This is a genomic window from Sphaerisporangium sp. NPDC049457 (assembly GCF_055586705.1).
This window is the reverse complement of sequence record NZ_JBVJHR010000007.1, coordinates 259,673-282,675: the sequence shown is the minus strand read 5'-3', so window position 1 is coordinate 282,675 and position 23,003 is coordinate 259,673. Positions and strand designations below refer to the sequence as shown.

Genomic DNA, 23,003 nt, shown 5'->3' with positions numbered 1-23,003 from the left:
TCCCGGCTCGCATTGCAATGAATATGAAGATGAACGCAACGGGGGACGAGGCGGTGCATTGCAATGGGCTGCGGGTGAACGCATACTGTGCAGCGAGTGCGCGGGCGCCAGGCTCCGCGTGCCGGCAGATGGGAGACGAGCGCCGATGCCCGGAGGCAGACTCACCGACGAGGACCGCGAGCACATCGCCGCGGGGCTGGCCGAAGGGCTCGGATACGCCGAGATCGGCCGGCGGCTCGGCCGGCCCGCCTCGACCGTCATGCGGGAGGTCACCCGCAACGGCGGGCCCGGCGATTACCGGGCGCGGCGGGCGCAGGAGGCGGCACGGCATCGTGCGCGCCGGCACAAGCAGGCCCGGCCCGCGGCCCCGCCGGTCCACGACGGCGGCCATGGACGTGATCCAGAGGCGGTGCGGGACTTCGCCGAGTCCTTCACCGCTCTGCTCGTCCAGCAGGGGCTGCCCCGGATGGAGGCCAGGGTGCTGGCCTGCCTGTACATCACCGACGCCGGCGCCTCGACCGCCGCCGAGCTGGTCCGGCGGCTCGGCGTCAGCCCCGCGTCGGTCTCGCACGCGGTCGCCTTCCTCGAACGGCAGGGAATGCTCAGGCGCGAACGGGCCCCCGGCGCGCGGCGCGAACGCTATGTCATCGACGATGAGATCTGGCTGCGGTCCCTCATCGCGTCCGTGCGGATGAACGACGCCCTGGCGGCGGCGTCGCGGCGCGGGGCCGAGATCCTCGGGGTCGAGACCCCGGCAGGCGCCCGCTTCGCGTCCTCCACCGAACTTCTCCTGCTGTTGAACGAGGCGTTCCAGCAGGTCATCGAGCAGTGGCGGCACAAGACGGCCGCCGACGGCGGCTCAGCGCCCGTACCCGCCGTGCCCTGAGCGGGTCCTCACCTCCGGCGGATCGGCGGCCGTGCCGCTGTGGGCGCGGATGAGCGCGATCACGGCGCCGGCGGTGTGGTCGAGGTGGGTGCGGCCGTCGGGCAGCCGCGCGTCCAGGCTGATGTAGCTGCGCCGCCCCATGTGGGTGGCCGGGTCGAGCCGGTGCTCGGTGATCTTCCCGGCGTGGCGGGCGCGGTTCCAGCCGCTGCGGCGCCACAGCCGCCAGCGCTGCGGGAAGATCCAGACGCAGACCCGCTCGATCTGGTCGGCGGCGCTGGTGAGCCGATGCAGGTGGTGGGCGTGGGTGAGGTCGTTGGCGCCGTTGTGGAACCCGCCCAGGGTGATCAGCAGGGGCCGGATGCGCAGCAGGGTGTGCACTTCTTCGACCGCGCCGGTGGCGACCTGGGCGCCGCCGCTGTAGCTGAGCAGCACCAGGGGCATGCCGCTGCCGGGCCGATACCCGGCCAGGCGCAGGTGGTGGGCGATCTGGGCGCCGACGGCGCGGTTGTACAGCGGGCGGTAGCGGTGGTCGGCGGCGACGAAGATCTGCATGACGTTGTGCAGGAACAGCAGCAGCCCGGCGCGGCGGCGCAGCCACGCCCACAGGGGCCGGTCGGCGAGCGGGTCGGCCAGCGGAGAGTAGGGCTGCACCTGTCCGAGCACCCGCAGCTCCGGCGCTCCGGCGATCAGCGCCTTGACCAGCCGGCCTCCGTCCCGGGTGTCGCGGAAGCGGCGTTTGCCGATGCCGTCCAGGTAGACCAGGTAGGCGGCCGGAGGGCGGTCGGGGTCCGCGCCCCGGGCGTAGGGCATGCCGTGCGGGAGGTCGGTGGCGGGGGTCCGCCAGCCGGCGCTGTAGGCCATCACCTCGTAGCGGGCGAGCAGGGCTTCGGCCAGCAGGACCGCGCCGACCGCCAGGACCAGCAGCGGGAAGGCGGTCATGTGAGCGCCTGCCGCGCCTCGATGGCGCTGATCTTCACGATCAGGCGGCGGGCGGCGTCGACGGCGGCGCCGAGCCCGGCTCCGGCGACGGCAACGCAGAACGCGGCGGTCCACCAGCCGAGGTGCGTCGCCGCGGCGAGCGGGGCGACCAGGCCGGCGCCGACGCCCGCGAGGAGCAGCAGGTGCAGCAGGGGCCCGAGCAGCGGGAAGGCCAGGACGGCGGCCAGGAGCAGCGGGGCGGCCAGGCCGGGCGTCCACGACGGCGCGGCGGCGGCCGTCGGCGGGGCCGACGGCATGAGCCCGGCGAGGGTCCATGCGGTGAGCGGCCACAGCGCGAACACGGCGCCTTCGATCACGGCGCCGGCCAGCAGCGCCAGGATCGCCTGGGACCGCGGCGCGCCGGACCGGCGGGCCACCATGGGCAGGATCCGCCCGCAGGCCTCCGACAGCCCGGCGAACAGCAGCAGGATGACAACGGCGGGTGGCATCGCTCACCGCTCCCGCGGCGAGCCCGCCAGGACGGGCCGGCCCGTCCGGTGCAGGTAGTTCTCGAGTTCGTCGGCGGCGCGCAGATGGCCGCCGGCCTCGCGCTGGGCGAGTTGCAAGGTGGCGGCCGCGGCCCGGAAGCACGGCTCGTCGAGCAGGCGCCGGGCGAGGTCGCTCACGGTCGGCGCGGTGGCGTCCTGGGCGCGGATCGACAGGCCGGCGCCGAGCTGCACCACCCGCCGGGCCACCATCGGCTGGTCGGCGCCCTGGGGGACCACCAGCATCGGCACTCCGGCGCGCATGGCCTCGTTGACGCTGTTCATACCTCCGTGGGTGACGAACAGCGCGGCGCGGGCCAGCACCTCCGGCTGCGGCACGAAGCGGCGGGCGAGCACGTTGTCCGGCAGCGGTGCAAGCGCGGCAGGGTCGGTGTGCCCGGTGGAGATGACCACGGTGCCGCCCAGCGGCGCGAGGGCGGTGGCGAACTCGTGCAGCAGTCGCGGGCCGCCGTCGAACACCGTGCCCATCGAGGCGTACAGGACCGGGTCGCGCAGGGCGCCGGCGGGGAACGACGGGTCGGGTGGACGGGCGCCGATGCTCGGGCCGACGAACCGGAACGACGGGTCGAAGGCGCCGGCGCCGGGCTGGAAGGCACGCGAGGTGAACACCAGGTTGAGCGGCTGGCGCACGTTCAGCAGGTCGACCAGGGGCAGGGTGCGGGTGTCGTAGCGGCGCGCCAGTCCCCACCGCGCCCGCAGGTAGCCGCGGGCGACGCGCGGCCGGGCTGCCGCCGTGGCCAGCAGTTCCCACGAGGCGCGGGTGGGGCTGGGCGCGTGATGGTTGAACGCGAACGTGGTGAGCAGCGCCGCCGCCGGGACGCCGAGTTCGCGGGCGGCGACCGCGCCCCAGGGGCAGGCGGCGCCGTGGACGATCAGGTCGGGGCGGATGCGGCGCAGATCGGCCAGCACGGCCGGCAGCAGGTCGGCGGAGGTGCGCGCGAGCCCCTCCAGCATCGTGACCGGCATCGGCGGGTCGGCGAGCAGGGGGCCGTTGTCGGGGTAGAGGCACACGGTCGCGCCGGTGGCCTGGATCTGCGGGGAGAACGCGGGCGTGGTGTGGTAGGTGACGTGGTGTCCGCGGCGGACGAGTTCCGCCACGACCGGCAGCGTCGGGTTGACGTGCCCGTGCATGGCGATGTTGACGAACGCGACGGTGCTCATCGGCAGGCCTCCCCTACGGCGGTGCGTGCGCGGGACGGGCCGGCCGGGACCGGCACAGGGTCGTTGTCGAGCCGGTAGAGGCCGGGCCCGTCGATGCGCAGCTCGTCGACGAAGCGGCCCGCCGCGTGGAACGCGGTGGTGATCAGCCGCCGGGACTGGCCGAAGTCCCACGGGGCGGGCCAGGTCTCGACGCCGGTCGGCAGCACGACGGTCGGGATCTTCCCGGCGACCCCGTGCAGGTCGCGTTCGATCTGGTGGTGCAACAGCAGCAGCGCCGCCCGGGCGGCGACCGCGGTCGCCCGCCGGGGCGGGACGATCGGGCGCGGCGGCCGGCTCGTCGGCCCGGTGGACAGCACCACCACGCTGGCCGCCCCCGCCTGCACGGCCGCCCATACCGGGACGAAGGCGATCACTCCGCCGTCGACGAGGGTGCGGCCGTCGCGGTCCACCGGGGGCAGGATCCCCGGGATGGCCGCGCTGGCCAGCAGCGCGGACTCCAGGTCTCCGTGGTCGAGCAGCGCCTGGGCGCCGGTGGCCAGGTCCATGGCCACCGCGGTGAACGGGATGTGAAGCTGTTCGATCCGCGACGGCAGCCCGGCCTGGGCGATCAGCCTGCGCAGGCCGCGATCGGCGAAGATGCCGCCTCGCGAGGGCAGGTGGCCGAGCGGGAACACCTCACGGCGATGGGCGTGGGTCCACACCAGTTCCAGCAGTGGCGAGGCCTGGCCGGGGTGGGCGGCCGCGATGGCTCCATTCAGGGCGCCCACCGAGGTGCCGATGATCATGTCGGGTACGAACCCTCGCTCCTCCAGCGCGTACCCGGCGCCGACCTGCGCGGCGCCGAGCACTCCCCCGCCGCCGACCGCCACCGCCACGGGGCGGGGAAGGCCGCGCAGGCCGGTCGGCCCGCGGCCCGCGTCCGTGCGGCGCGGCGGCCGGGAGCACGTCCCCTCGCCGCCCGTCATGGCCTGGCCCTGCCGGTGGCCGTGGCCGCACGGCGAGCCGGCTGCGGCGAGGCCGCCGAGGGGCGGGCGGGGCGCTGCGGGCACGGCGGGCGCGGCGCGCGGTCGCGGGACGGGACCCCGACGAAGGTGACCGTCTCCCCCAGCGGGGCCCGGCCGGTGCGGGTGTGGCTCACCGTCACGTCTTCGAACCCGATGGACATGCCGCAGAACAGGATGAGCCCGTCCGGGGGTGACAGCAGCTCCGCGACGGTCCTGCGGTACATCGACCAGGCCATCTGCGGGCAGCTGTGCAGCCCTTCGGCGCGCAGCAGCAGCATGACGGTCTGCAGGTACATGCCGGCGTCGGCCCACTGCGGCGGGCCCATGTCGCGGTCGATGTAGCAGAACAGGGCGGCGGGCGCGCCGAAACAGTCCCAGTTGGCGGTGGCGGCCCTCTGGCGTGCCTCCAGGTCGTCGCGCGAGATGCCGAGCGCGCCGTAGCGCTCGCGGCCGAAGGCGAAGCGCCGTTCGCGGTAGGGGGACCTCAGCGCGGGCGGGTACATCTCGTACTCGCGCTCGTCCCAGGGGTCGCCCGCCGCCAGGCGCTCACGGGCCCGCCGTTTGAGCTCGGCCAGCGGCTCGCCGGTCAGCACGTAGATGCGCCACGGCTGGAGGTTGGACCCCGAGGGCGCCCGCGCCGCCGCGGACAGCACCCGCCGCAGCACCTCCAACGGGACGGGCTGGTCGGTGAACCCGCGTACCGCCCGCCGGCTCGTGACCGCCTCGTAGACGTCCACGATCCTCATCTCCCCGTCTGTGTACCGCGTCCCCATTCCGTTATGTACGCGACGATATCAGGCGAGAATGTATCAATCAATACTATTCGCGCGGTTGTGGGCGACGTCACGGCAAGATGGCCGGGCGGGCCGTCACCCCGCGGCTTCGCGCGCGCCGCCGGCCCGGGGGCGCGCGACGGCCTCGCCCGCCCCGGCGGCGGGGGTCTCGGGCGGGCCGACCTGCGCCAGGAGCGCGTCGAGCGACAGGTCCAGGACCTCGGCGACGGCGACCACCGTGAAGAAGGCCGGCGTGGGGATGCGGCCCCTTTCGATCTTGCGCAGCGTTTCGGGGGAGATCCCGGCCCGCAGCGCCACGTCGGTGATGCTGCGCGAGCCCCTGGCCTCGCGCAGCAGCTCGCCCAGCCGTTCCCCGCGCAGGCGGTCGGCGATGGACAGCGGTTCTCGTACCATGAGCCAATACTAATACCGGTATAGTTATTGGATCAGGTGAGGAGGCCGGAGTTGATCGAGCTCAAGACCGCCGGCGAGATCGAAGTGATGCGCGAGGCCGGCCGGGTCGTCGCCGCGGTGCACGCCCAGGTCCGCTCGCACGCCGCCGCCGGGGTGTCCCTGCGCGAGCTGGACGAGCTGGCCCGCCAGGTCATGTACGAGGCCGGGGCCGCATCGTCGTTCCTCGGCTACCACCCGTCGTTCGGCGCGACCCCCTACCCCGGCGTGATCTGCACCTCGGTCAACGAGGTCATGCTGCACGGCCTGCCCACCGGCTACCGGCTGCGCGACGGTGACCTGCTGAGCGTCGACTGCGCCGCCCACGTCGACGGCTGGCACGCCGACGCGGCCGTCAGCTTCTGCGTCGGCCGGCCCCGCCCGGGCGACGGCGAGCTGATCCGCACGGCCGAGCGCATGCTGGCCGCCGGGATCGAGCAGGCCGTGCCGGGCGCGCGGATGGGCGACATCGGCCAGGCCATGTCCCGCATCGGCCGCGGGGCCGGCTACGGCATCCAGACCGACTTCGCCGGCCACGGCATCGGACGGGCCATGCACGAGGACCCGTTCGTGCCGAACGAGGGCCGCCCGGGGCGCGGCCTGCGGCTGCGCCCCGGCCTGGTCATCGCCATCGAGCCGAGCCTGATGGCCGGAGGCGGGGACGCCTATGCGATGGCCGATGACGGCTGGTCACTGTGCAGCGGTGACGGCAGCCGCACCGTCCACCTCGAGCACTCGGTGGCCGTCACCGACGACGGGCCGGTCATCCTCACCCTCCCCTGACACCTGGGGAGAAAGGCCGCGGCGCGGTCGCGGCCCCCTTGGGGGTCAGGGCCGGTACGGGAGTGGCCGGCCCGCACCGGCGAAGGCCGCCGGCGGCCGCCGCGGCGCCCGTGGACTACGCCTCACCGCCCTCGGGATAGGCGAAGCGGGTCAGCAGCTGCTTCAGCTGCTCGGGCTCGCCGGGCGCCAGGTCGGCGACCAGGCGCTCGGCCAGCGGTCCGGCCGCCACGTGGGCCGCGTTGAAGAGCTCGACGCCCTTGGCGGTGACCTCCACCGCCCGGGCCCGCCGGTCCCCGGGAACGGGCTTGCGCACGGCCAGCCCCATGCGCTCCATATCGTCGACGACCCGCATGATCCCCGCCTTGTCCGAGCCCGTCGCCGCCGCCAGGTCCCGCTGCATCGTGGCTCCGCGGTCGACCAGCACGAGCAGCACGGCGAAATGCCGCAACTCGATGCCGAGCGGGCGAAGCGCCTCCGTCATCACCGCGGCCGCGCGCCAATGCGCCTGGCGCAGCAGCAGGCCGAGGGCGAACGGCGAGGCGTCGCCCGGGGGGTCGGTCGCACGCGGGGCGGTGGTTCTGCGCGGAACATCAGCGGTCATAAGGGGATATTACCCATGATCTTTTCATTCGATACCGTATCAAGTGAGAGTAATTCGGGTATACGGCCCAGAATCGCCCCGCCGGCCTCCGGCCTGGCCGGTACGGTCGTCGGCGGGGGTGTTCAGGGGGCAGGGACCAGGGCGCGTTGCATGAGAACGGTGTCGATCCAGCGGCCGTGCTTGAACCCCACGCCTTTGAGTACGCCCGCCTGGGCGAAGCCGAAGGCCTCGTGCAGGGCGCGTGAGCCGGGGTCCCCGGTGTCGGCGATGACCGCCACCATCTGGCGGGCGCCCGCCTTGGCCGCCCGGGCCAGCAGCGGTCCCATCAGCGCCCGGCCCAGCCCCTTGCCGGTGTGGCCGGGGGCCAGGTAGATGCTGTCCTCGACGGTGTGCCGGTAGGCGGGCTTGGGCCGGAAGGGCCCGGCGTAGGCGTACCCGGCCACCGTCCCGCCGAGGTCGGCCACCAGGAACGGCAGTGCCCGCCCCGCCAGATCGTCCAGGCGCCGCCGCCAGTCGTCCGGATCCGGCGGGACCTCCTCGAAGGTGGCGACGCCGCCGAGGACGTAGTGGGCGTAGATGGCGGCGACGGCCTGCAGATCCTCCGGCGTCACCGCCCGGATCGTCACATGTTCCCCGGGCACGGCGCTCCCGCTTCTGGCGACCGAACAAAACGGATACCACCGATATAGCAGACGCCCGGCCGCCGGCACCTCACCCCCGCACCGGTCCCGGCCCGTGGAACCGGTACCACTGCGATCACCTCTGCGACTACTACCGGTTCCTCTGCAGCTTCCCGTGAAGGTCGGCCCCCGCCGTCTCGCCCCTGAGGCTCGGACGGGGAAATGGCCGCGGGGAGCCCGAACCGGGGTGGCAGCCCTCCGTCCAGGAAGTGGGTGATGGCGGCGATCCGGTCATCGCCCACGGTGAGGACGATCAGCCCCACGGCGTGGGCGGCCTGCCGCGCCGGATCGGCGCGGATGCCGGCCACGGCGTGGCCTCGACCGGCGGGACCGGTCTACCGCGGTCGTCGTTCGACGTGTTCGGAGCGTTCCCTTTCGACGATCTCGCGCATGGCCCGCTCGGCGGCCTCGGCGTCGCCCGCCTGCACGGCCTGGGCGACCTCGGCGTGCCCGCGGATCGCCGAGGGCTCGGGATGGGCGGGCGCCAGGTGGCGGGGGCGGCCGGTGAGCACCTCGGCGACCACGTCGGTGAGCGCCGCGAGCATCTCGTTGCCGGACGCCTCCAGCAGCGTGCGGTGGAACAGCACGTCGGCCTCCAGGTAGGCCGCGAGGTCGCCGGCCCTGCCGTGCACGGCCATTCGCATGACGGTGCCGGTGAGCACCCCGCACTGCTCGGGGGTGGCCTCGCGGGCGGCCAGGGCGGCGGCCACCGGCTCGACGCCGCGGCGCAGCTCGTCCAGGGAGCGCAGCTGCCGGTCGCGGTCCTCGCCGTCCAGCCGCCAGCGGATGATGCGCGGGTCGAACAGGTTCCAGCGGCCGCGCGGGGCGACGGTGACGCCGACGCGGCGCCGGCTGGACACCAGTCCCATGGACTCCAGCACCCGGATGGCCTCGCGGATCACCGACCGGGACACCGCGAAGTGCTCTTCGAGCTGCTCGATGCGCAGAACGCGCCCGGCGGGGAGCGCGCCGGAGGTGATCTGGACGCCGAGCCCGTCCAGGACGCTGCGGTGCAGACCGGTATTGGTCTGGCCTTTGGCTCCCACGACCGCCAATCCTGCCACGGGACGGCCGACGCGCCGCACTATCGCCGCAAAAGTATGATCAATCGGGCATTAATCCTTGATTAGGATGCTTAATCGTGACAAGCTGTGCGGCAGCCCCGTGGAGAGGCCCCCGAGTATGAACCCCACAGATCCTCCGCCCCCGAGTTCCCCCGGCCCCGCCGGTCAAACCCCGGCGCCGCCGCTGCTGGTCGTCATGGGGGTCACCGGCTCGGGCAAGACGACCGTCGGCGCGGCGCTGGCCCGGCGCCTGCGGGTGCCGTTCGCCGACGCCGACGACTTCCACAGCCCCGCCAACGTCGCCAAGATGACGGCGGGCGTGCCGCTGGACGACGACGACCGGCTGCCCTGGCTGCGCGCGATCGGCGGCTGGCTGGCCGATCACGCCGCGGGCGGCGGCGTGGTCAGCTGCTCGGCGCTCAAGCGCGCCTACCGCGACGTGCTGCGCGCCTCCGCGCCGCAGGCGTGCTTCGTCCACCTCGCCGGAGACCAGGAGGTCGTGCGCCTGCGGGTGGCCGGCCGGCCCGGGCACTTCATGCCCGCCTCGCTGGTCGCCTCGCAGTTCGCCACCCTGCAGCCGTTGCAGCCCGACGAGCACGGCATCGTGCTCGACCTGACCCGCAGCGTCGAGCGGCTCGTCGAGGACTACCTCGCCGCCGCCTCTCCCGGCCGCACGGCCGGCGGCGCACCGGCGCCACCGGCCGATTCCGCGGCTCCCGGGGAACGGCCGTGAGCCCCGCCACGATCGCGCTGGCCCCCTCGGCCGGCGCGGCGGTCGCGGCCGGACGCCTGCTGCCGGCCGCGCTGATCGGCATCGCCCTGATCGTGCTGCTGATCACGCGCTTCAAACTGCACCCGTTCCTCAGCCTGACGCTCGGCTCGCTGGCGGTCGGCGCCATCGCCGGCCTGCCGATGGCCGATGTGATCGCCAGCTTCACCGACGGCTTCGGCGCCACCGCGGCCGGCGTCGGCACGCTGATCGCGCTCGGCGCGATGTTCGGCAAGCTGCTGGCCGACTCCGGCGGCGCCGACGAGATCGTCGACACCATCGTCGGCCGCTCCAGCGCCCGCTCGCTGCCCTGGGCGATGGCCGCGGTGGGCGCCATCATCGGCCTGCCGATGTTCTTCGAGATCGGCCTCGTGCTGCTGATGCCGGTGATCTTCCTGGTGTCGCGCCGCTCGGGTCTTTCGCTGATCAGGGTCGGCATCCCGGCCCTGGCCGGGCTGTCGGTGATGCACGGCCTGGTGCCGCCGCACCCCGGCCCGCTGGTGGCCATCGACGCGCTCAAGGCCGACCTCGGCCTCACCCTGGGACTCGGCGTGCTGGTCGCGCTGCCCACCGTGGTCATCGCCGGCCCGCTGTTCGCCCGCTACGCGGCCCGCTGGGTGGAGGCGCCGGCGCCCGGACTGTACGAGCCGGGGACGGCCGAGCCCGCCGCGCGGCGGCCCTCGTTCGGCGTCACCGTGGCCACCGTGCTGCTGCCGGTGGCGCTGATGATGGGCAAGGCCGCCGCCGACCTGCTCGCCGCCGAGGGCGGCGCGGTGCGGTCGGTGCTGGACTTCCTGGGCACGCCGCTGGTGGCGCTGCTCATCGCGGTCATCGTCGCGATCTTCACGCTGGGACGCGGCGGCGCCATGGACCGCAAGGCGATCACCGCGTCGCTGGAGGCCTCGCTGCCGCCGATCGCCGGCATCCTGCTGATCGTCGCGGCCGGCGGCGGGTTCAAGCAGACGCTGGTCGACACCGGCATCGGCAAGCTGGTCGCCGACTGGGTGCAGCACAGCGGCCTGTCGGTGCTGCTGCTGGCCTGGCTGGTCGCCGTGCTCATCCGCCTGGCCACCGGGTCGGCGACGGTGGCCACCGTCACCGCCTCGGGCATCCTTGCCCCGCTGGTCACCGCCCTGAGCACCGGGGAGACCTCGCTGCTGGTGCTGGCCATCGGCGCGGGGTCGCTGTTCTTCTCCCACGTCAACGACGCCGGGTTCTGGCTGGTGAAGGAGTACTTCGGCCTCGGCGTGGGCCAGAACATCAAGACCTGGTCGGCGATGGAGACGGTGATCTCGGTGGTCGGCCTGCTGCTGGTGCTGGCCCTGGACCTGGTCATCTGACCGCGGTCGCGGACCCGCGGCCCTGTCGTCCGGGCGATGATCTCGGCCGCCTGGGGGCCGCTCACACCTGCTAACCTCACAGTCATCCACCTATATGTGAACATTTGGCATGTTCTTGTACAGGTGATAACCGCGACCGAATGACATACGGCTGGATAGGGGCGACGGGCCGGTGGAGATCGAGCAGACGGCACTGCCGGGGATCGGACTCAAACACGAGTTCACCACCCACCAAGGCCGCAGAATCGCGGTGGTGTCCCACCGCGGCGGCCGCCGGGACCTGGTCATCTACGACCGGCACGACCCCGACCGGGCATGCGAGGCGATCCAGCTCAACGACGAGGAGGCCGACGCCCTGGTCGAGCTGCTCGGCGCCCCGCGCATCGTCCAGCGGCTCAACGACCTGCACCGCGAGGTCGAAGGGCTGGTCAGCGTCCAGCTTCCCGTCGCCGCCGGCTCCCCCTTCGCGGGAGCGCCGATGGGCGACGCGCGGGTGCGCACCCGTACCGGCGCCTCCATCGTGGCCGTCGTGCGCGGCGCGCAGGTGAACACCAGTCCCACCCCCGACTTCCGGCTCGCCGCCGGAGACGTGGTGGTCGTCGTCGGAGACGCGGAGAGCACCTCCGCCGTCGCCGACATCCTCGCCGGCGGATAGGCACGCGTGCACACGGCAGAACTCTTCATCGAACTCGGCGGCATCGTTCTGGTCCTCGGCGTGCTCGGCGCGCTGGCGTTGCGCGCAGGCATCTCCCCCATCCCGCTGTACCTGGTGGCCGGCCTGGCGTTCGGCCAGGGCGGCATCCTGCCCCTGGCCACCAGCGAGGACTTCATCGCGGTCGGCGCCGAGATCGGCGTGGTCCTGCTGCTGCTCACCCTGGGCCTTGAGTACAACGCCGACGAACTGATGGCCAGCCTGCGCGGCAACGCGCGCGGCGGGCTGATGGACCTGGCGCTCAACGCCGCCCCCGGCGCGGCGGTCGCGCTGCTGCTCGGCTGGGGCCCGGTGGCGGCCGTGGCGATGGCCGGAGTCACCTACGCCACCTCCTCCGGCATCACCGCCAAGGTGCTGTCCGACCTCGGCTGGATCGGCAACCGCGAAACCCCCGTGGTGCTGTCGCTGCTGGTCTTCGAAGACCTGACGATGGCGCTGTATCTGCCGGTCCTCACCGCCATCCTCGCCGGGGTGAGCCTGGCCGCCGGCGCGGTCACCGTGGCCATCGCCCTGGGCACGGCCGGGACGGTGCTGCTGGTGGCCCTTCGCTTCGGGCGCGTCATCGAGACCTTCGTGGCCAGCCCCAACTCCGAGGTGCTGCTGTTGAAGGTGATGGGATTGGCGCTGCTGGTCGCCGGCATCGCCCAGCAGCTGCAGGTCTCGGCGGCGGTCGGGGCGTTCTTGGTCGGCATCGCGCTGTCGGGCGAGCTGGCGCACGAGGCCCGCGCGCTGCTGACCCCGCTGCGCGACCTGTTCGCCGCGGTGTTCTTCGTCTTCTTCGGACTGCAGACCGACCCGGCGGCGATCTGGCCGATGGCCGGCCTGGCGGCGCTGCTGGCCGTGGTCAGCATGGCCACCAAGCTGCTCACCGGCGCCTACGCCGCGCGCCGCGCCGGCGTCGCCAAGGCCGGTCAGGCCCGCGCCGGCATCGCGCTCATCCCCCGGGGTGAGTTCAACATCGTCATCGCCGGGCTCGCGGTCGCGGCCGGCGCCCATCCCGACCTCGGGCCGCTGTCGGCCGGGTACGTGCTCATCCTCGCCGCCTTCGGCCCGCTGGCCGCCCGGCTGCTGCAACCCCTCATCACCGCCATCGCCCGCCGCACGGCCTAGGAACGATCCCGCCCCCGAGCGTCATCTGACCGCGGCCGCCCGGACGAGGTGCTCGCCGGCGGTGCGTGGCGGCACTCCCGCAGGTGTCCGCGGCCTCCCGGGAACAGACCAGTTCTCGCGGGTCCAGGAACGAACCCGCATCGTTAGTCGGACTAACGCAACGCGGTAGGATCGGCGCCATGGACAGCGGAGCCGAGGCCGCGGACATGCCGCACGACGGCGAGACGAAAACGCCGGACAGGCTGCGCCGGCGGGCCAGTCGCCTGCTGTCGGGCATGACCGCCCAGTCGGACCGGCTGATCAACGAGGGACTGGCCCGGGTCGACGCCCGCAAATGGCACTACGCCGTACTGGCCTCGTTGCAGGAGCACGGCCCGGCCAGCCAGGCGACGCTGAGCCGGCGCACCGGCATCTACCGCAGCGACATGGTCGGCATCGTCAACGAACTGGCCGAGCGCGGTCTGGTCGGCCGGGCGCCTGATCCCGGCGACCGCCGCCGCAACGTCATCACGATCACCGCCGAAGGCGGCAGGCGCCTGCGCCGCCTCGACAAGGTCCTGGACGACCTCCACGACGAGCTGCTCGCCCCGCTGACCCCTGCCGAACGCGACCAGTTCGTGCGGCTGCTCACCCGCCTGCTGGACCACCACACTGATCAGACGCCGCGCCCCCCGAGCTCCTGACCCGAAACCGGCCCTGGCGGCAGGATTCGCCCCGCGGCCGTCGGGTCCGCCCCGATCGGTGTCCGTGCCGCGCGGTCATGCCTCCTCCTTTTCGTCCGGTTCGCCCGCCAGGGCTCGCGCGGCCGCGACGTCGACGTCGTCCCAGCCCCAATGCCCCGGCGCGTCCGGTCGCCTGGCCTGCTCGTCGATCCACCGGTTATGGGTCTCCCAGGCCGCCTGCTTGCTGGTGCCCAGCGCGGCGCCGATCTGGGCCCACGATGCTCCGGCCCGGCGTGCGGAGCGGACGGACAACTGGCGGCCGTAGCCGGCCTTCCGTGCGATCACCTCGCCGAGCGCGAGCATCTCCAGGGTCTCGGCGCGCGTAAGTGCCCCCGCGCCGGTCTCGCCGTCGTCGTGGTCATCCAGCGCCGCGAGCGTATCGCGCGCCCTCAGCGCCTCATAGCGGGCGACTGCGGTCAGCAGCGTGAAATGACGTTCAAGGTCATAAGGAGTCGACATGCCCCGAGTTTTTCGTCAGATCACCTTTACGTCAAGCCACCCTGACGAAATGGGCCGGACGCCCGTCGCGATCCCTGGAGGGATCCCCTGTGCGGCACATCCGGCAAGTCGTTCGGTGCACTAACGGTCTGCTATCGTTCGTCGAGTGAACGTTAGTCATACAAACGTTTATCCGTCGAATGGACGATCCCCGGAGCAGAGCATGATCAAGCCCTTCCTCATCGACATCCCTCAGGCAGACCTCGACGACCTGGCCGACCGGCTCGCCCGCACTCGCTGGCCCAACGAGGTCGCCGACGCCGGGTGGGACTACGGCTTCCCGCTGGCGCGGCTCAAGCGGCTCGCCGAACACTGGCGGACCGGGTACGACTGGCGCGAGCACGAGGCCGAGCTCAACCGGCTCCCGCACTTCACCACCGAGATCGAGGGGCAGAACATCCACTTCGTCCACGTCCGGTGCGCGAAGCCGGACGCGCTCGCGCTGATCCTCACCCACGGCTGGCCCGGCTCGTTCCTGGAGTTCCTCGACGTCGTCGAACCGCTGTCGCGCGAGTTCCACCTGGTGATCCCCTCCATCCCGGGGTACGGCTTCTCCGGGCCGACCCACGAGCGGGGCTGGGACGTCGTCCGCGTCGCGCGGGCCTGGGCCGAGCTGATGCGCCGGCTGGGGTACGAGCGCTACGGCGCGCAGGGCGGCGACTTCGGTGCGGGCATCTCCCTGGCGCTCGGCGCGGTGGCGCCCGAGCGGGTCGTCGGGGTGCACGTCAACTACCTCCCGACCCGGCCGGACCCGGACGCCGGCGTCGAACTGTCCGCGGCGGACGAGGCCCGGCTGGACAAGGTCAGGAAGCTGATGGCGAACCGTCCGCCGTACCAGGCCCTGCAGGCGCTCACCCCTCAGACCATCGGCTACGCGCTGACCGACTCGCCGGTCGGCCAGCTCGTCTGGATCGCCGAGCGCTTCGCGCAGTGGACCGACCCGCGCTCGCACATCAGTGACGACCGCATGCTCACCGACGTGTCGCTGTACTGGCTGACCACCACCGCGGCCTCCTCGGCGCGGCTGCACCACGACACCCCGAGAAGGACCGAGCCGTGCCCGGTGCCGGTCGGCGTGGCGGTGTTCGCGCACGACATCACGCAGCCGGTGCGGCCGCTGGCCGAGCGGCTGTACGACATCGGGCACTGGTCGGAGTTCGAGCGCGGCGGCCACTTCGCCGCGATGGAGGTGCCCGAGCTGCTCGCCGAGGACATCCGGAAGTTCTTCCACCGCAGGTCGCCGACGCCTCCCGCGAAGGTGAACCGGTGATCCGGTGGTCCGGCCGTCCCCTGCCTCGCCCGTATCGAGCCCGGCTAACGGGCCTAGCGGGCCGCGCCGCGGACGCCGGCGGCGAGTTCGGCCGTGAGCGTCCGGATCGCCGCGAGCCCGGCCGCCTCGTCGGGCGCGTCGAGCATCGCCCTGACGAAGGCGGTGCCGACGATCACGCCGTCCGCGAAGCCCGCGACCTCGGCCGCCTGCCCGGCGTCGGAGACGCCGATGCCGACGCAGACCGGCAGCCCGGTGACCGCTCTGGTGCGGCGCACCAGAGCGGCCGCCGTCCGCCCGGCGGAGGCGCCGGCGCCGGTGACCCCCATCAGCGAGGCGGCGTACACGAAGCCGGAACCGGCCGCGGTGACCTCCCTCAGCCGCTCCTCCGTGCTGCTCGGCGCGACGACGAACACGGTGGCCAGGCCGTGCCTGCCGGCCTGCGCGCGCCAGGCCGCCGACTCCTGGACGGGCAGGTCGGGCAGGATGCAGCCCGCGCCGCCGGCCTCGGCGAGCTCGGCGGCGAACCGTTCGACGCCGTAGCGGTCGACCGGGTTCCAGTACGTCATCACCAGGATCGGCTTGCCCGTCGCGGCGTGCGCCTCGCGGACGGTGCGCATCACGTCGGCGATCTTGAGACCGCCGCGCAACGCGATGTCGTCGGCGGTCTGGATGACCGGTCCGTCGATCACCGGGTCGCTGTGCGGCAGGCCCACCTCCACGACGTCCGCGCCGGACTCCAGCATCGCCTTGACCGCCTCGATGCCGCCGTCGACGGTGGGGAAGCCGGCCGGGAAATAGGCGATGAACGCCGAGCCGCCCTCGGATGTGGCCCGGGCGAGGGTGTCGCTCAGCAATTCGATGTTCCCGCTCACTTCGACTCCCCCTCGGCGGCGTCGCACAGCCCGAAGTACCGGGCGGCCGTGTCCATGTCCTTGTCGCCGCGCCCGGACAGGCTGACGACGATCACTCCGTCCTGCCCGAGCTCCTTGCCGACGTCGAGCGCGCCGGCGAGCGCGTGCGCGCTCTCGATGGCCGGGATGACGCCCTCGGTCAGCGACAGCAGCCGGAACGCCCGCATCGCCTCCTCGTCGGTGACCGGGCGGTACTCGGCGCGGCCGGCGTCCCTCAGATACGCGTGCTCGGGACCGATGCCCGGATAGTCCAGACCGGCGGAGATCGAGTACGGCTCGGTGATCTGGCCCTCCTCGTCCTGAAGGACATACGACCGCGAACCATGCAGAATGCCCGGCCGGCCCGCGGAAAGCGTGGCCGCGTGCTCACCGCTCTCCACGCCGTGCCCGGCGGCCTCGCAGCCGACCAGGCGTACGCCGCCGTCGGCGAGGAAGCCGTGGAACAGGCCGATCGCGTTCGACCCGCCGCCGACGCAGGCGACGGCGGCGTCCGGCAGCCGCCCGGCCCGTTCCAGGACCTGGCGGCGGGCCTCGACGCCGATGACGCGGTGGAAGTCGCGCACCATGGCCGGGAAGGGGTGCGGTCCGGCGGCCGTGCCGAAGACGTAGTGCGTCCGGTCGGCGTGCGCGACCCAGTCCCTGAACGCCTCGTTGATGGCGTCCTTGAGCGTGCGGGAGCCGGAGGTGACCGCGACGACCTCGGCGCCGAGCATCCGCATCCGGGCGACGTTGAGCGCCTGGCGCTCGATGTCGACCTCGCCCATGTAGATCGTGCATTCGAGTCCGAACAGGGCGCAGGCGGTCGCGGTGGCGACGCCGTGCTGACCGGCGCCGGTCTCGGCGACGACCCGGGGCTTGCCCATCCGCCTGGTGAGCAGGGCCTGCCCGAGCACATTGTTGATCTTGTGTGAGCCGGTGTGGTTGAGATCCTCCCGCTTGAGGAAGATCCGGCCGCCGCCGGCGTGCTCGGCGAACCGCGGCGCCTCGGTCAGCGCGCTGGGACGCCCGGCGTAGTTGACGAGCAGATCCTCCAGCTCGGCGGCGAACGCGGGATCGGTCTTGGCCTTCTCGTACTCGGCGGCGGCCTCGTCCACGGCGGCGACCAGGGCCTCGGGGATGAACTTGCCGCCGAACGCGCCGAAGTACCCTCCGGCGCCGGGGGCCTGCCCTCGCGGGGCAGGGATGAAGAACTCGCTGGACATGCGACATGCTCCTACGCCGGGGCGCACGCCCCGGACTGGCTGGTGACGGTCAGGAACACGTATGCGTGCGGCGAGATGGAGGGATGTTCCCCCGGTTCCTTCCCCGTAAGGCGCGAGCCCGCGAGCGGCCGTGCCCGCGCCCACGGCCACGGCCACGGCCTCACAGTTTCAGGGCTTCACAGCCTCACGGCCTCAGGGCCGAAGGGGCACGCCTGAGACCTCGGGGGCGGCGCCCCTGGTCGTGAGGGAGGAACGGGTGGGACGGGAAGAAGAACCCCTCAGGCACCCCGCGCGACGCGCGGCGTGCGAAGCCATCGCATCCCGTTGACCTGGCCGGGGTCGGAGCCGATCACGTACCGCACCCGGCGGCCGTGCACGCGTCGCGCCGGCGCCCGGCAGCCGCGAGGGCGGCACCCGGGGGCGAGGCGGGCGACAAGGGACATGACCGGAGCTTAGCACCGCCGGCGACGCCCACCACAGTGCCCGGCCGGACGGCTCGCGCCGCGTTCACCGTCCGCAGGCGTCGCGCGTCTCCCGGTACGGGCACCGGCCGCCGGGCGTACCCCGGATCGAGCGGCGACGGAGGCGCTACGCTGCCGTGCCATGCGGGTTACGCGCCTCGACACCGCCCGGATCCGGGCCGCTCGCCGGGTGATCGACCCGGTCTTCCTCGACTCTCCGCTGTACCGCTGCGAGGCGCTGGAGCCCGGCCTCGGCTGCGCGGTGAGCGTCAAGCTGGAAACGGCGAACCCGGTCCGCAGCTTCAAGGCCCGCGGCACCGAGGTCGTCGCGAGCCTGCTCGCCGGCGATGGCCGGCGAGAGGTGGTGTGCGCCAGCGCGGGCAACCTCGGCCTGGCCCTCGCCTGGTCCGGCCGCGCCCGGGGGCTCGACGTCACCGTCGTGGCCTCCCGCTTCGCGCCGGCGGCCAAGCTCGATCGCATCCGCGCGCTGGAGGCCGGGCTGGAGCTGGTGGACGGCGACTTCGACATGGCCCGCGAACGAGCGGCGGCCATCGCACGCCACGACGGCGTCCGGCTGGTCGAGGACAGCCTGGACATCGAGACCTGCGAGGGCGCGGCGACCATCGGCCTGGAACTGGCCGGCGCCGCGCCGTCGTTCGACGCCGTCCTGATCGCTCTCGGCGGCGGGGCGCTGGCCACCGGCGTGGGTCATGTCGTGAAGGCCCTGGCGCCCGGCGTCGAGGTGATCTGCGTCCAGCCGCTGGGCGCGCCGGCGATGACGCTCTCCTGGCGCGGGCGACGCGTCGTCACCACCGGCTCCACCGACACCATCGCCGACGGCGTCGCCGGACGGCGTCCCATCCCCGCCGTCCTGGAGGACCTGCTGCTGGTCGCCGACGACGCCGTCCTGGTCCAGGAGGCGTCGATCATCGCCGGCATGCGGATGCTCTTCGACCACGCCGGCCTCGTCGTCGAACCGTCGGCCGCGCTCGGCATCGCGGCGATCCTCGAAGACCGCGACCGCTTCGCCGGCCGGCACGTGGTCACCATCGTGTGCGGAAGCAACGTCGACGCGCACGCCTACCGCCGCTGGGTCGGCGCGGCTCCCGCCCACCTGCCCTGACGTCCACGCCGGCCCGGGCCGGCGGGGGACGACGGCGCCTCGGCCCGGTGGTGCGCGGCGACGACGGCCTGGTGGCCGAGGCCGGCGAGCGCGCGTGCCGTGTGCGCGCCGACCGTGCCCTGCCCTCCGGTGCGGCGGATCACCGGGTCACCTCGTAGCGCAGGTGGGTCACGCCTGGGGCAGCGACGGCCTCGAGCAGGCGCAGGCGCACGTGCGCGGGGAGCCGCTGGAAGAAGCCGCGACCGCCGCCCAGCAGAACGGGCACCTGGTGCAGGACCACCTCATCGACGAGGCCCGCCTCCAGCGCGGACGCCAGCACGCCGCCGCCCATCAGCGCGACGTCCTTGTCGCCCGCGGCATCGCGTGCCGCCGCGATCGCGTCCTGCACGCCGGTGGTGACCAGGGTCTGCTTCTCACTGATCGCGGGCGCCGGCCGATGGCTCAGGACGAACAGCGGGGCCGTCGGGTGCGGGCTGCCGCCTCCGAAGTGGTCGGAGTCCTCGTAGGTGCCGCGACCTGCCACGATCGCGCCGACGCGTCCGGCGAGGGTGTCGAAGACGCGGGCGCTGGGCTCGCTCAGCTTGAACCCCTCGAACATCTGACTGGGCGTGTCGCCGTCGAAGTACCAGTCGAACAGCATCGTGCCGTCGCCCAGCCCGCGCCCGGCGCCCGGGTCGCGCCCGGTGATGTATCCGTCGACCGAAACCGCGTGGACGCTGAGAACCTTGCTCATCTCCGCGATCCTTCCTGGAGTTCCTTCAAGAGACTCCACGAGCCTAACAGTCATTAGTTCCTTCAGGGAACCCCAATTGGTAGACTGTTCCCATGCAACGCACACAGTTCGGGGACATGGCCTGTTCCATCGCGCGCACCCTCGACGTGATCGGGGAGCCGTGGTCGCCGCTGATCCTGCGTGACGTGTGGGCGGGCATGAGCCGGTTCGACCAGATCCAGGCCGACCTCGGGATCTCGCGCAAGGTGCTGACCGAACGGCTCAACCATCTCGTCGGCCAAGGCGTGCTCGAACGCCGTCCCTACGACAACCGGCCGCGCCACGAGTACCACCTGACGACCAAGGGCGCCGAGCTGGTCGACCTGCTCATGGTCATGGCCGGCTGGGGGGACCGCTGGCTCGCGGGCGAGGCCGGGCCGCCCGTGCTCTACCGCCACCACGCGTGCGGGGAGATCAGCCGGGTCGACCTGCGCTGCGCCCACTGCGGCGAGCCCATGCACGCGGGCGACGTCGAACTGCTGCCAGGCCCGGGCGCGGCCGTCTGACCGAGGTCACTTCGCCGCTCCCCGGCGGCCCTGACGCCCCCGGGTTTCGGCGACCGCCCGCGGCCCGGCGGCCCCACCGGATCCGGCGGCTCCCCGGCCGGGGTCCGGCGGCCCGCCGCCGGACCCGCACACAGTGGTGCGGCGACGCCCCGGCACTCGCCGCGACCAGCGGACGACCGCCGGATCCCGTCTCAGAGACGGCGGCCGCGGGCCAGGCCGGGGATGAGGACGGCGGCGACGACCAGATGCATGCAGGCCAGCGTCACGATGCTCGCGGCACCGACGGCCTGGGTCAGCGGGCCGGCCAGCGACACGACCAGCACCGCCACCGCGACGAGGGTCCAGATCCGCCGCGGCCGCGTCGTGACCCGTTCCAGCACCGCGAGCAGCGCCCACGCGGCCAGCCCGGCGAACAGGCTCGCCGCCGCGACCGCGGCCGGCCCGACCGGCTGGAGGTTCCCGCCCGTGCGGACGGCCAGGCCGGCGTGGGCGACCGGATCGGCCAGCGCCCACACGATCAGGGCCGCGGCCGTGGCGCCGGCCACGCTGAGCGCCCGCCGGACGGTCGTGCCGCCTTCGCGCCGGGATCGGGCGCTGACGGGGGTGGTCTGGTCGGACACTGTCGTCCCCTTTCGACGGACGGGCGGCCGTCCCGCGCGCCACCGACCGGTGGGCGCCGCGACCGGCCCGCCTGCTTCACCCCGCCAGACTCGCCGCCGGCGCCGTCCCCCCGCATCGGGCGCGCGGCCGGACCGCCCGCGACCATCGGCCGCCCCGGCATCGACTTTGGTAGGTGCCGTGGCCGTGGTGTCCGCGGTTAGCCTGACCCGGTGGAAGAGGAGTCGTCCTGCCCGGCGGTGGCGCCGTCCGATCGCCCGCGCCCCGCCCCGGCGGCGGTGGCCGGCGTGCTCACCGGCATGGGAGCGCTGGTCGCGCTGACGCTGTGGGCGCGGTCGGACGCGGCGGCCGGCGTCACCGCCGTCGACATCGCGGCCGGGGTGGCCGGCTGGGCGCTGTCGCCGCTGCTGCTGTGGCGGCCGGTCGGCGGCGCGCTGCTGCTCACCGCGCTGGCCGTGCTGTCCCCCGCCGCCACACCGCCGGCCACGATGGGCGCGCTGTGGGTCGCCCAGTGGCGCCGCTTCCCCGTCGCCGCCGCGGTGGCCGCCGCCGGCGTGGCCGCGCACGCCGCCCAAGGCCTGTGGCGGCCCAACGGCGGCATCTCCTTCTTCTGGTGGCTGGGGCTGGTCACCGTCGCGTACGGCGCGCTGACCGGCTGGGGCGCGCTCACCCGGGCGCGGCGGCTGCTGGTGGCCTCGCTGCGCGACCGGGCCGCCCGCGCCGAGGCCGAGCAGGGCAGGCGGGTGGCCGAGGCCCGCATGCTGGAGCGCACCCGCATCGCCCGCGAGATGCACGACGTGCTCGCCCACCGCCTGTCCCTGCTGGCCACCTACGCCGGCGCCCTGGAATACCGGCCCGACTCCCCGCCCGAACGGCTCGCCCACGCCGCCGGGGTGGTCCGCGCCGGAGTCCACCAGGCGCTGGAGGAACTGCGGCAGGTGATCAGCCTGCTGCGCGAGGAGGACCCCGGCGACGACGGCGCCGGCGGGCGTCCGCAGCCCGCGCTGGCCGACCTGCCCCGCCTGGTGGAGGAGTCCCGCGACGCCGGCGAACTCGTGCGCGTGCGCGACGAGGTGCGCAGCCCCGACGCCCTGCCCGCCGCCGCCGCCCGCACCGCCTACCGGGTCGTCCAGGAAGGGCTGACCAACGCCCGCAAGCACGCCGCGGGCAGCCCCGTCCAGGTCGTGCTCGAAGGCCGACCCGGTGAGCGGCTGGTCATCGACATCACCAACCCGCTGCCCGAAGGGACCGCTCCCCCGCCGGCGGCTCCGGGCACCGGCACCGGCCTGGTCGGGCTGACCGAACGGGTGCGCCTGGCCGGCGGCCGGCTGGACCACCAGGTCACCGCCGGCGGGGAGTTCCGCCTGCACGCGTGGCTGCCGTGGCCGGCGCGTCCGGCATGACGGCGAGCGACGCGGCCCGGCCGCTGCGCGTGCTGATCGTCGACGACGACGCCCTGGTGCGCGCCGGGCTGTCGATGATGCTCGACGGCATCCACGGCATCGCCGTGGTCGGCGAGGCCGCCGACGGCGCGGAGGTGCCCGCCGCCGCCGACGCCCACGCCCCCGACGTGGTGCTCATGGACCTGCGGATGCCCCGCGTGGACGGCATCACCGCCACCCGCGCGCTGCGGCGCCGCCCGCGCCCGCCGGAGGTGATCGTGCTGACCACCTTCGACACCGACGAGAACATCCTGCACGCCCTGCACGCCGGGGCCAGCGGCTTCCTGCTCAAGGACACCCCGCCCGCGCGGATCGTCGAGGCGGTCCGCCAGGTCGCCGCCGGCGAGCCCATCCTGTCCCCGCGGGTCACCCGGCGGCTGATGGACCGCGTGGCCACCCACGCCGACGCCTACCAGCGGGCCCGCGCCGCGCTGGCCGTCCTCAGCCCGCGCGAGTACGAGGTGGTGCTCGCGGTCGCCCAGGGCCGCGCCAACGCCGAGATCGCCGCCGAGCTGTTCATGAGCCTGGCCACGGTCAAGGCCCACGTCTCGGCCATCTTGACCAAGCTCGGCCTGGACAACCGGACCCAGATCGCGCTGCTGGCCCACGACGCCGGCCTGGCCTGACGCCCCGCCGGGCGGCGCACGGCTCGCGCACCGGC

At 73.8% G+C, this 23,003-nt stretch carries 27 protein-coding genes; 12 read left to right on the top strand and 15 right to left on the bottom strand.

Annotated features, from left to right (window positions below):
- Positions 1-145 precede the first annotated feature (145 nt).
- The gene (locus tag ACZ6QO_RS13815; protein ID WP_465850613.1) at positions 146-886 is read left to right on the top strand and encodes a helix-turn-helix domain-containing protein; all 741 of its coding nucleotides are present in this window, start codon (positions 146-148) and stop codon (positions 884-886) included.
- On the opposite strand, the gene ACZ6QO_RS13810 is transcribed toward ACZ6QO_RS13815, so the two are convergent.
- The 6 genes from ACZ6QO_RS13810 to ACZ6QO_RS13785 form a co-directional block, all read right to left on the bottom strand.
- Positions 860-1,825: a hypothetical protein gene (locus ACZ6QO_RS13810; protein ID WP_465850611.1), complete on the bottom strand. Its 966-nt coding sequence runs from the start codon at positions 1,823-1,825 to the stop codon at positions 860-862. The genes ACZ6QO_RS13815 and ACZ6QO_RS13810 overlap by 27 nt on opposite strands.
- Complete coding sequence (locus tag ACZ6QO_RS13805) at positions 1,822-2,313, bottom strand: hypothetical protein (protein WP_465850609.1); 492 nt, start codon at positions 2,311-2,313, stop codon at positions 1,822-1,824. The genes ACZ6QO_RS13810 and ACZ6QO_RS13805 overlap by 4 nt, the downstream gene beginning before the upstream one ends.
- A gap of 3 nt (positions 2,314-2,316) precedes the next feature.
- Positions 2,317-3,531 carry a macrolide family glycosyltransferase gene (locus tag ACZ6QO_RS13800; protein WP_465850607.1) on the bottom strand — a complete coding sequence of 405 codons (1,215 nt, stop codon included), beginning with the start codon at positions 3,529-3,531 and terminating at the stop codon, positions 2,317-2,319.
- A complete protein-coding gene (locus ACZ6QO_RS13795) occupies positions 3,528-4,496 on the bottom strand; it encodes a patatin-like phospholipase family protein (RefSeq protein WP_465850605.1) in 969 nt (322 codons plus the stop codon). Before ACZ6QO_RS13795 ends, ACZ6QO_RS13800 begins: the two co-directional genes overlap by 4 nt.
- Positions 4,493-5,281 carry a nitroreductase gene (locus ACZ6QO_RS13790; RefSeq protein WP_465850603.1) on the bottom strand — a complete coding sequence of 263 codons (789 nt, stop codon included), beginning with the start codon at positions 5,279-5,281 and terminating at the stop codon, positions 4,493-4,495. Before ACZ6QO_RS13790 ends, ACZ6QO_RS13795 begins: the two co-directional genes overlap by 4 nt.
- Positions 5,282-5,404: 123 nt before the next feature.
- On the bottom strand, positions 5,405-5,722 hold the full coding sequence (locus ACZ6QO_RS13785) for a helix-turn-helix domain-containing protein (RefSeq protein ID WP_465850601.1): 318 nt from the start codon (positions 5,720-5,722) through the stop codon (positions 5,405-5,407).
- Between the two features lie 51 nt (positions 5,723-5,773).
- Here ACZ6QO_RS13785 and map point away from each other — a divergent pair, with 51 nt between their 5' ends.
- A complete protein-coding gene (gene map, locus ACZ6QO_RS13780; protein WP_465850599.1) occupies positions 5,774-6,541 on the top strand; it encodes a type I methionyl aminopeptidase in 768 nt (255 codons plus the stop codon).
- Between the two features lie 115 nt (positions 6,542-6,656).
- On the opposite strand, the gene ACZ6QO_RS13775 is transcribed toward map, so the two are convergent.
- From ACZ6QO_RS13775 to ACZ6QO_RS13765, 3 genes are all read right to left on the bottom strand, one after another.
- The gene (locus ACZ6QO_RS13775) at positions 6,657-7,142 is read right to left on the bottom strand and encodes a MarR family winged helix-turn-helix transcriptional regulator (protein WP_465850597.1); all 486 of its coding nucleotides are present in this window, start codon (positions 7,140-7,142) and stop codon (positions 6,657-6,659) included.
- A gap of 122 nt (positions 7,143-7,264) precedes the next feature.
- Positions 7,265-7,768: a GNAT family N-acetyltransferase gene (locus tag ACZ6QO_RS13770; RefSeq protein ID WP_465850698.1), complete on the bottom strand. Its 504-nt coding sequence runs from the start codon at positions 7,766-7,768 to the stop codon at positions 7,265-7,267.
- Between the two features lie 389 nt (positions 7,769-8,157).
- The gene (locus tag ACZ6QO_RS13765; RefSeq protein WP_465850595.1) at positions 8,158-8,868 is read right to left on the bottom strand and encodes a FadR/GntR family transcriptional regulator; all 711 of its coding nucleotides are present in this window, start codon (positions 8,866-8,868) and stop codon (positions 8,158-8,160) included.
- 136 nt (positions 8,869-9,004) lie between these two features.
- On the opposite strand from ACZ6QO_RS13765, the gene ACZ6QO_RS13760 reads away from it, so the two are divergent.
- From ACZ6QO_RS13760 to ACZ6QO_RS13740, 5 genes are all read left to right on the top strand, one after another.
- Positions 9,005-9,619 carry a gluconokinase gene (locus tag ACZ6QO_RS13760; RefSeq protein WP_465850593.1) on the top strand — a complete coding sequence of 205 codons (615 nt, stop codon included), beginning with the start codon at positions 9,005-9,007 and terminating at the stop codon, positions 9,617-9,619.
- Positions 9,616-10,995, top strand: coding sequence for a GntP family permease (locus ACZ6QO_RS13755; RefSeq protein ID WP_465850591.1), 1,380 nt, complete (start codon positions 9,616-9,618; stop codon positions 10,993-10,995). The genes ACZ6QO_RS13760 and ACZ6QO_RS13755 overlap by 4 nt, the downstream gene beginning before the upstream one ends.
- A 172-nt stretch (positions 10,996-11,167) precedes the next feature.
- On the top strand, positions 11,168-11,650 hold the full coding sequence (locus ACZ6QO_RS13750) for a cation:proton antiporter regulatory subunit (RefSeq protein ID WP_465850589.1): 483 nt from the start codon (positions 11,168-11,170) through the stop codon (positions 11,648-11,650).
- Positions 11,651-11,656: 6 nt separating this feature from the next.
- The gene (locus tag ACZ6QO_RS13745; protein ID WP_465850587.1) at positions 11,657-12,817 is read left to right on the top strand and encodes a cation:proton antiporter; all 1,161 of its coding nucleotides are present in this window, start codon (positions 11,657-11,659) and stop codon (positions 12,815-12,817) included.
- A gap of 179 nt (positions 12,818-12,996) precedes the next feature.
- Positions 12,997-13,500 carry a MarR family winged helix-turn-helix transcriptional regulator gene (locus ACZ6QO_RS13740; RefSeq protein ID WP_465850585.1) on the top strand — a complete coding sequence of 168 codons (504 nt, stop codon included), beginning with the start codon at positions 12,997-12,999 and terminating at the stop codon, positions 13,498-13,500.
- A 75-nt stretch (positions 13,501-13,575) separates the two neighbouring features.
- On the opposite strand, the gene ACZ6QO_RS13735 is transcribed toward ACZ6QO_RS13740, so the two are convergent.
- Positions 13,576-13,998 carry a hypothetical protein gene (locus tag ACZ6QO_RS13735; RefSeq protein ID WP_465850584.1) on the bottom strand — a complete coding sequence of 141 codons (423 nt, stop codon included), beginning with the start codon at positions 13,996-13,998 and terminating at the stop codon, positions 13,576-13,578.
- Positions 13,999-14,200: 202 nt separating this feature from the next.
- Between ACZ6QO_RS13735 and ACZ6QO_RS13730 the strand changes: the two genes are divergently transcribed.
- Positions 14,201-15,307 (top strand): epoxide hydrolase family protein, encoded by a 1,107-nt coding sequence (locus tag ACZ6QO_RS13730; protein ID WP_465850582.1) that lies wholly within the window; start codon positions 14,201-14,203, stop codon positions 15,305-15,307.
- A gap of 53 nt (positions 15,308-15,360) precedes the next feature.
- Here the strand turns inward: ACZ6QO_RS13730 and trpA are convergent, their stop codons facing one another.
- The 3 genes from trpA to trpM all read right to left on the bottom strand — a co-directional run bounded on the left by trpA (position 15,361) and on the right by trpM (position 17,863).
- Positions 15,361-16,179 (bottom strand): tryptophan synthase subunit alpha, encoded by an 819-nt coding sequence (gene trpA / locus ACZ6QO_RS13725; RefSeq protein ID WP_465850580.1) that lies wholly within the window; start codon positions 16,177-16,179, stop codon positions 15,361-15,363.
- Complete coding sequence (trpB, locus tag ACZ6QO_RS13720; RefSeq protein ID WP_465850579.1) at positions 16,176-17,420, bottom strand: tryptophan synthase subunit beta; 1,245 nt, start codon at positions 17,418-17,420, stop codon at positions 16,176-16,178. The genes trpA and trpB overlap by 4 nt, the downstream gene beginning before the upstream one ends.
- A gap of 278 nt (positions 17,421-17,698) precedes the next feature.
- Positions 17,699-17,863, bottom strand: a complete 165-nt coding sequence (trpM, locus tag ACZ6QO_RS13715; RefSeq protein ID WP_465850577.1) for a tryptophan biosynthesis modulator TrpM — start codon at positions 17,861-17,863, stop codon at positions 17,699-17,701.
- Positions 17,864-18,023: 160 nt separating this feature from the next.
- Between trpM and ACZ6QO_RS13710 the strand changes: the two genes are divergently transcribed.
- Positions 18,024-19,004 (top strand): threonine ammonia-lyase, encoded by a 981-nt coding sequence (locus tag ACZ6QO_RS13710; RefSeq protein ID WP_465850575.1) that lies wholly within the window; start codon positions 18,024-18,026, stop codon positions 19,002-19,004.
- 139 nt (positions 19,005-19,143) lie between these two features.
- Here ACZ6QO_RS13710 and ACZ6QO_RS13705 read toward each other — a convergent pair whose 3' ends face one another.
- A complete protein-coding gene (locus ACZ6QO_RS13705) occupies positions 19,144-19,737 on the bottom strand; it encodes a dihydrofolate reductase family protein (protein ID WP_465850573.1) in 594 nt (197 codons plus the stop codon).
- Between the two features lie 92 nt (positions 19,738-19,829).
- Here ACZ6QO_RS13705 and ACZ6QO_RS13700 point away from each other — a divergent pair, with 92 nt between their 5' ends.
- Entirely contained in the window at positions 19,830-20,282 is a 453-nt protein-coding gene (locus ACZ6QO_RS13700) for a winged helix-turn-helix transcriptional regulator (RefSeq protein WP_465850571.1), read from the top strand.
- A gap of 191 nt (positions 20,283-20,473) precedes the next feature.
- Here ACZ6QO_RS13700 and ACZ6QO_RS13695 read toward each other — a convergent pair whose 3' ends face one another.
- Positions 20,474-20,902 carry a DUF6069 family protein gene (locus tag ACZ6QO_RS13695; RefSeq protein ID WP_465850570.1) on the bottom strand — a complete coding sequence of 143 codons (429 nt, stop codon included), beginning with the start codon at positions 20,900-20,902 and terminating at the stop codon, positions 20,474-20,476.
- A 210-nt stretch (positions 20,903-21,112) separates the two neighbouring features.
- Here ACZ6QO_RS13695 and ACZ6QO_RS13690 point away from each other — a divergent pair, with 210 nt between their 5' ends.
- Positions 21,113-22,303 (top strand): sensor histidine kinase, encoded by a 1,191-nt coding sequence (locus ACZ6QO_RS13690; RefSeq protein WP_465850568.1) that lies wholly within the window; start codon positions 21,113-21,115, stop codon positions 22,301-22,303.
- Positions 22,300-22,968, top strand: a complete 669-nt coding sequence (locus ACZ6QO_RS13685) for a response regulator (RefSeq protein ID WP_465850696.1) — start codon at positions 22,300-22,302, stop codon at positions 22,966-22,968. Before ACZ6QO_RS13690 ends, ACZ6QO_RS13685 begins: the two co-directional genes overlap by 4 nt.
- Positions 22,969-23,003: the final 35 nt, after the last annotated feature.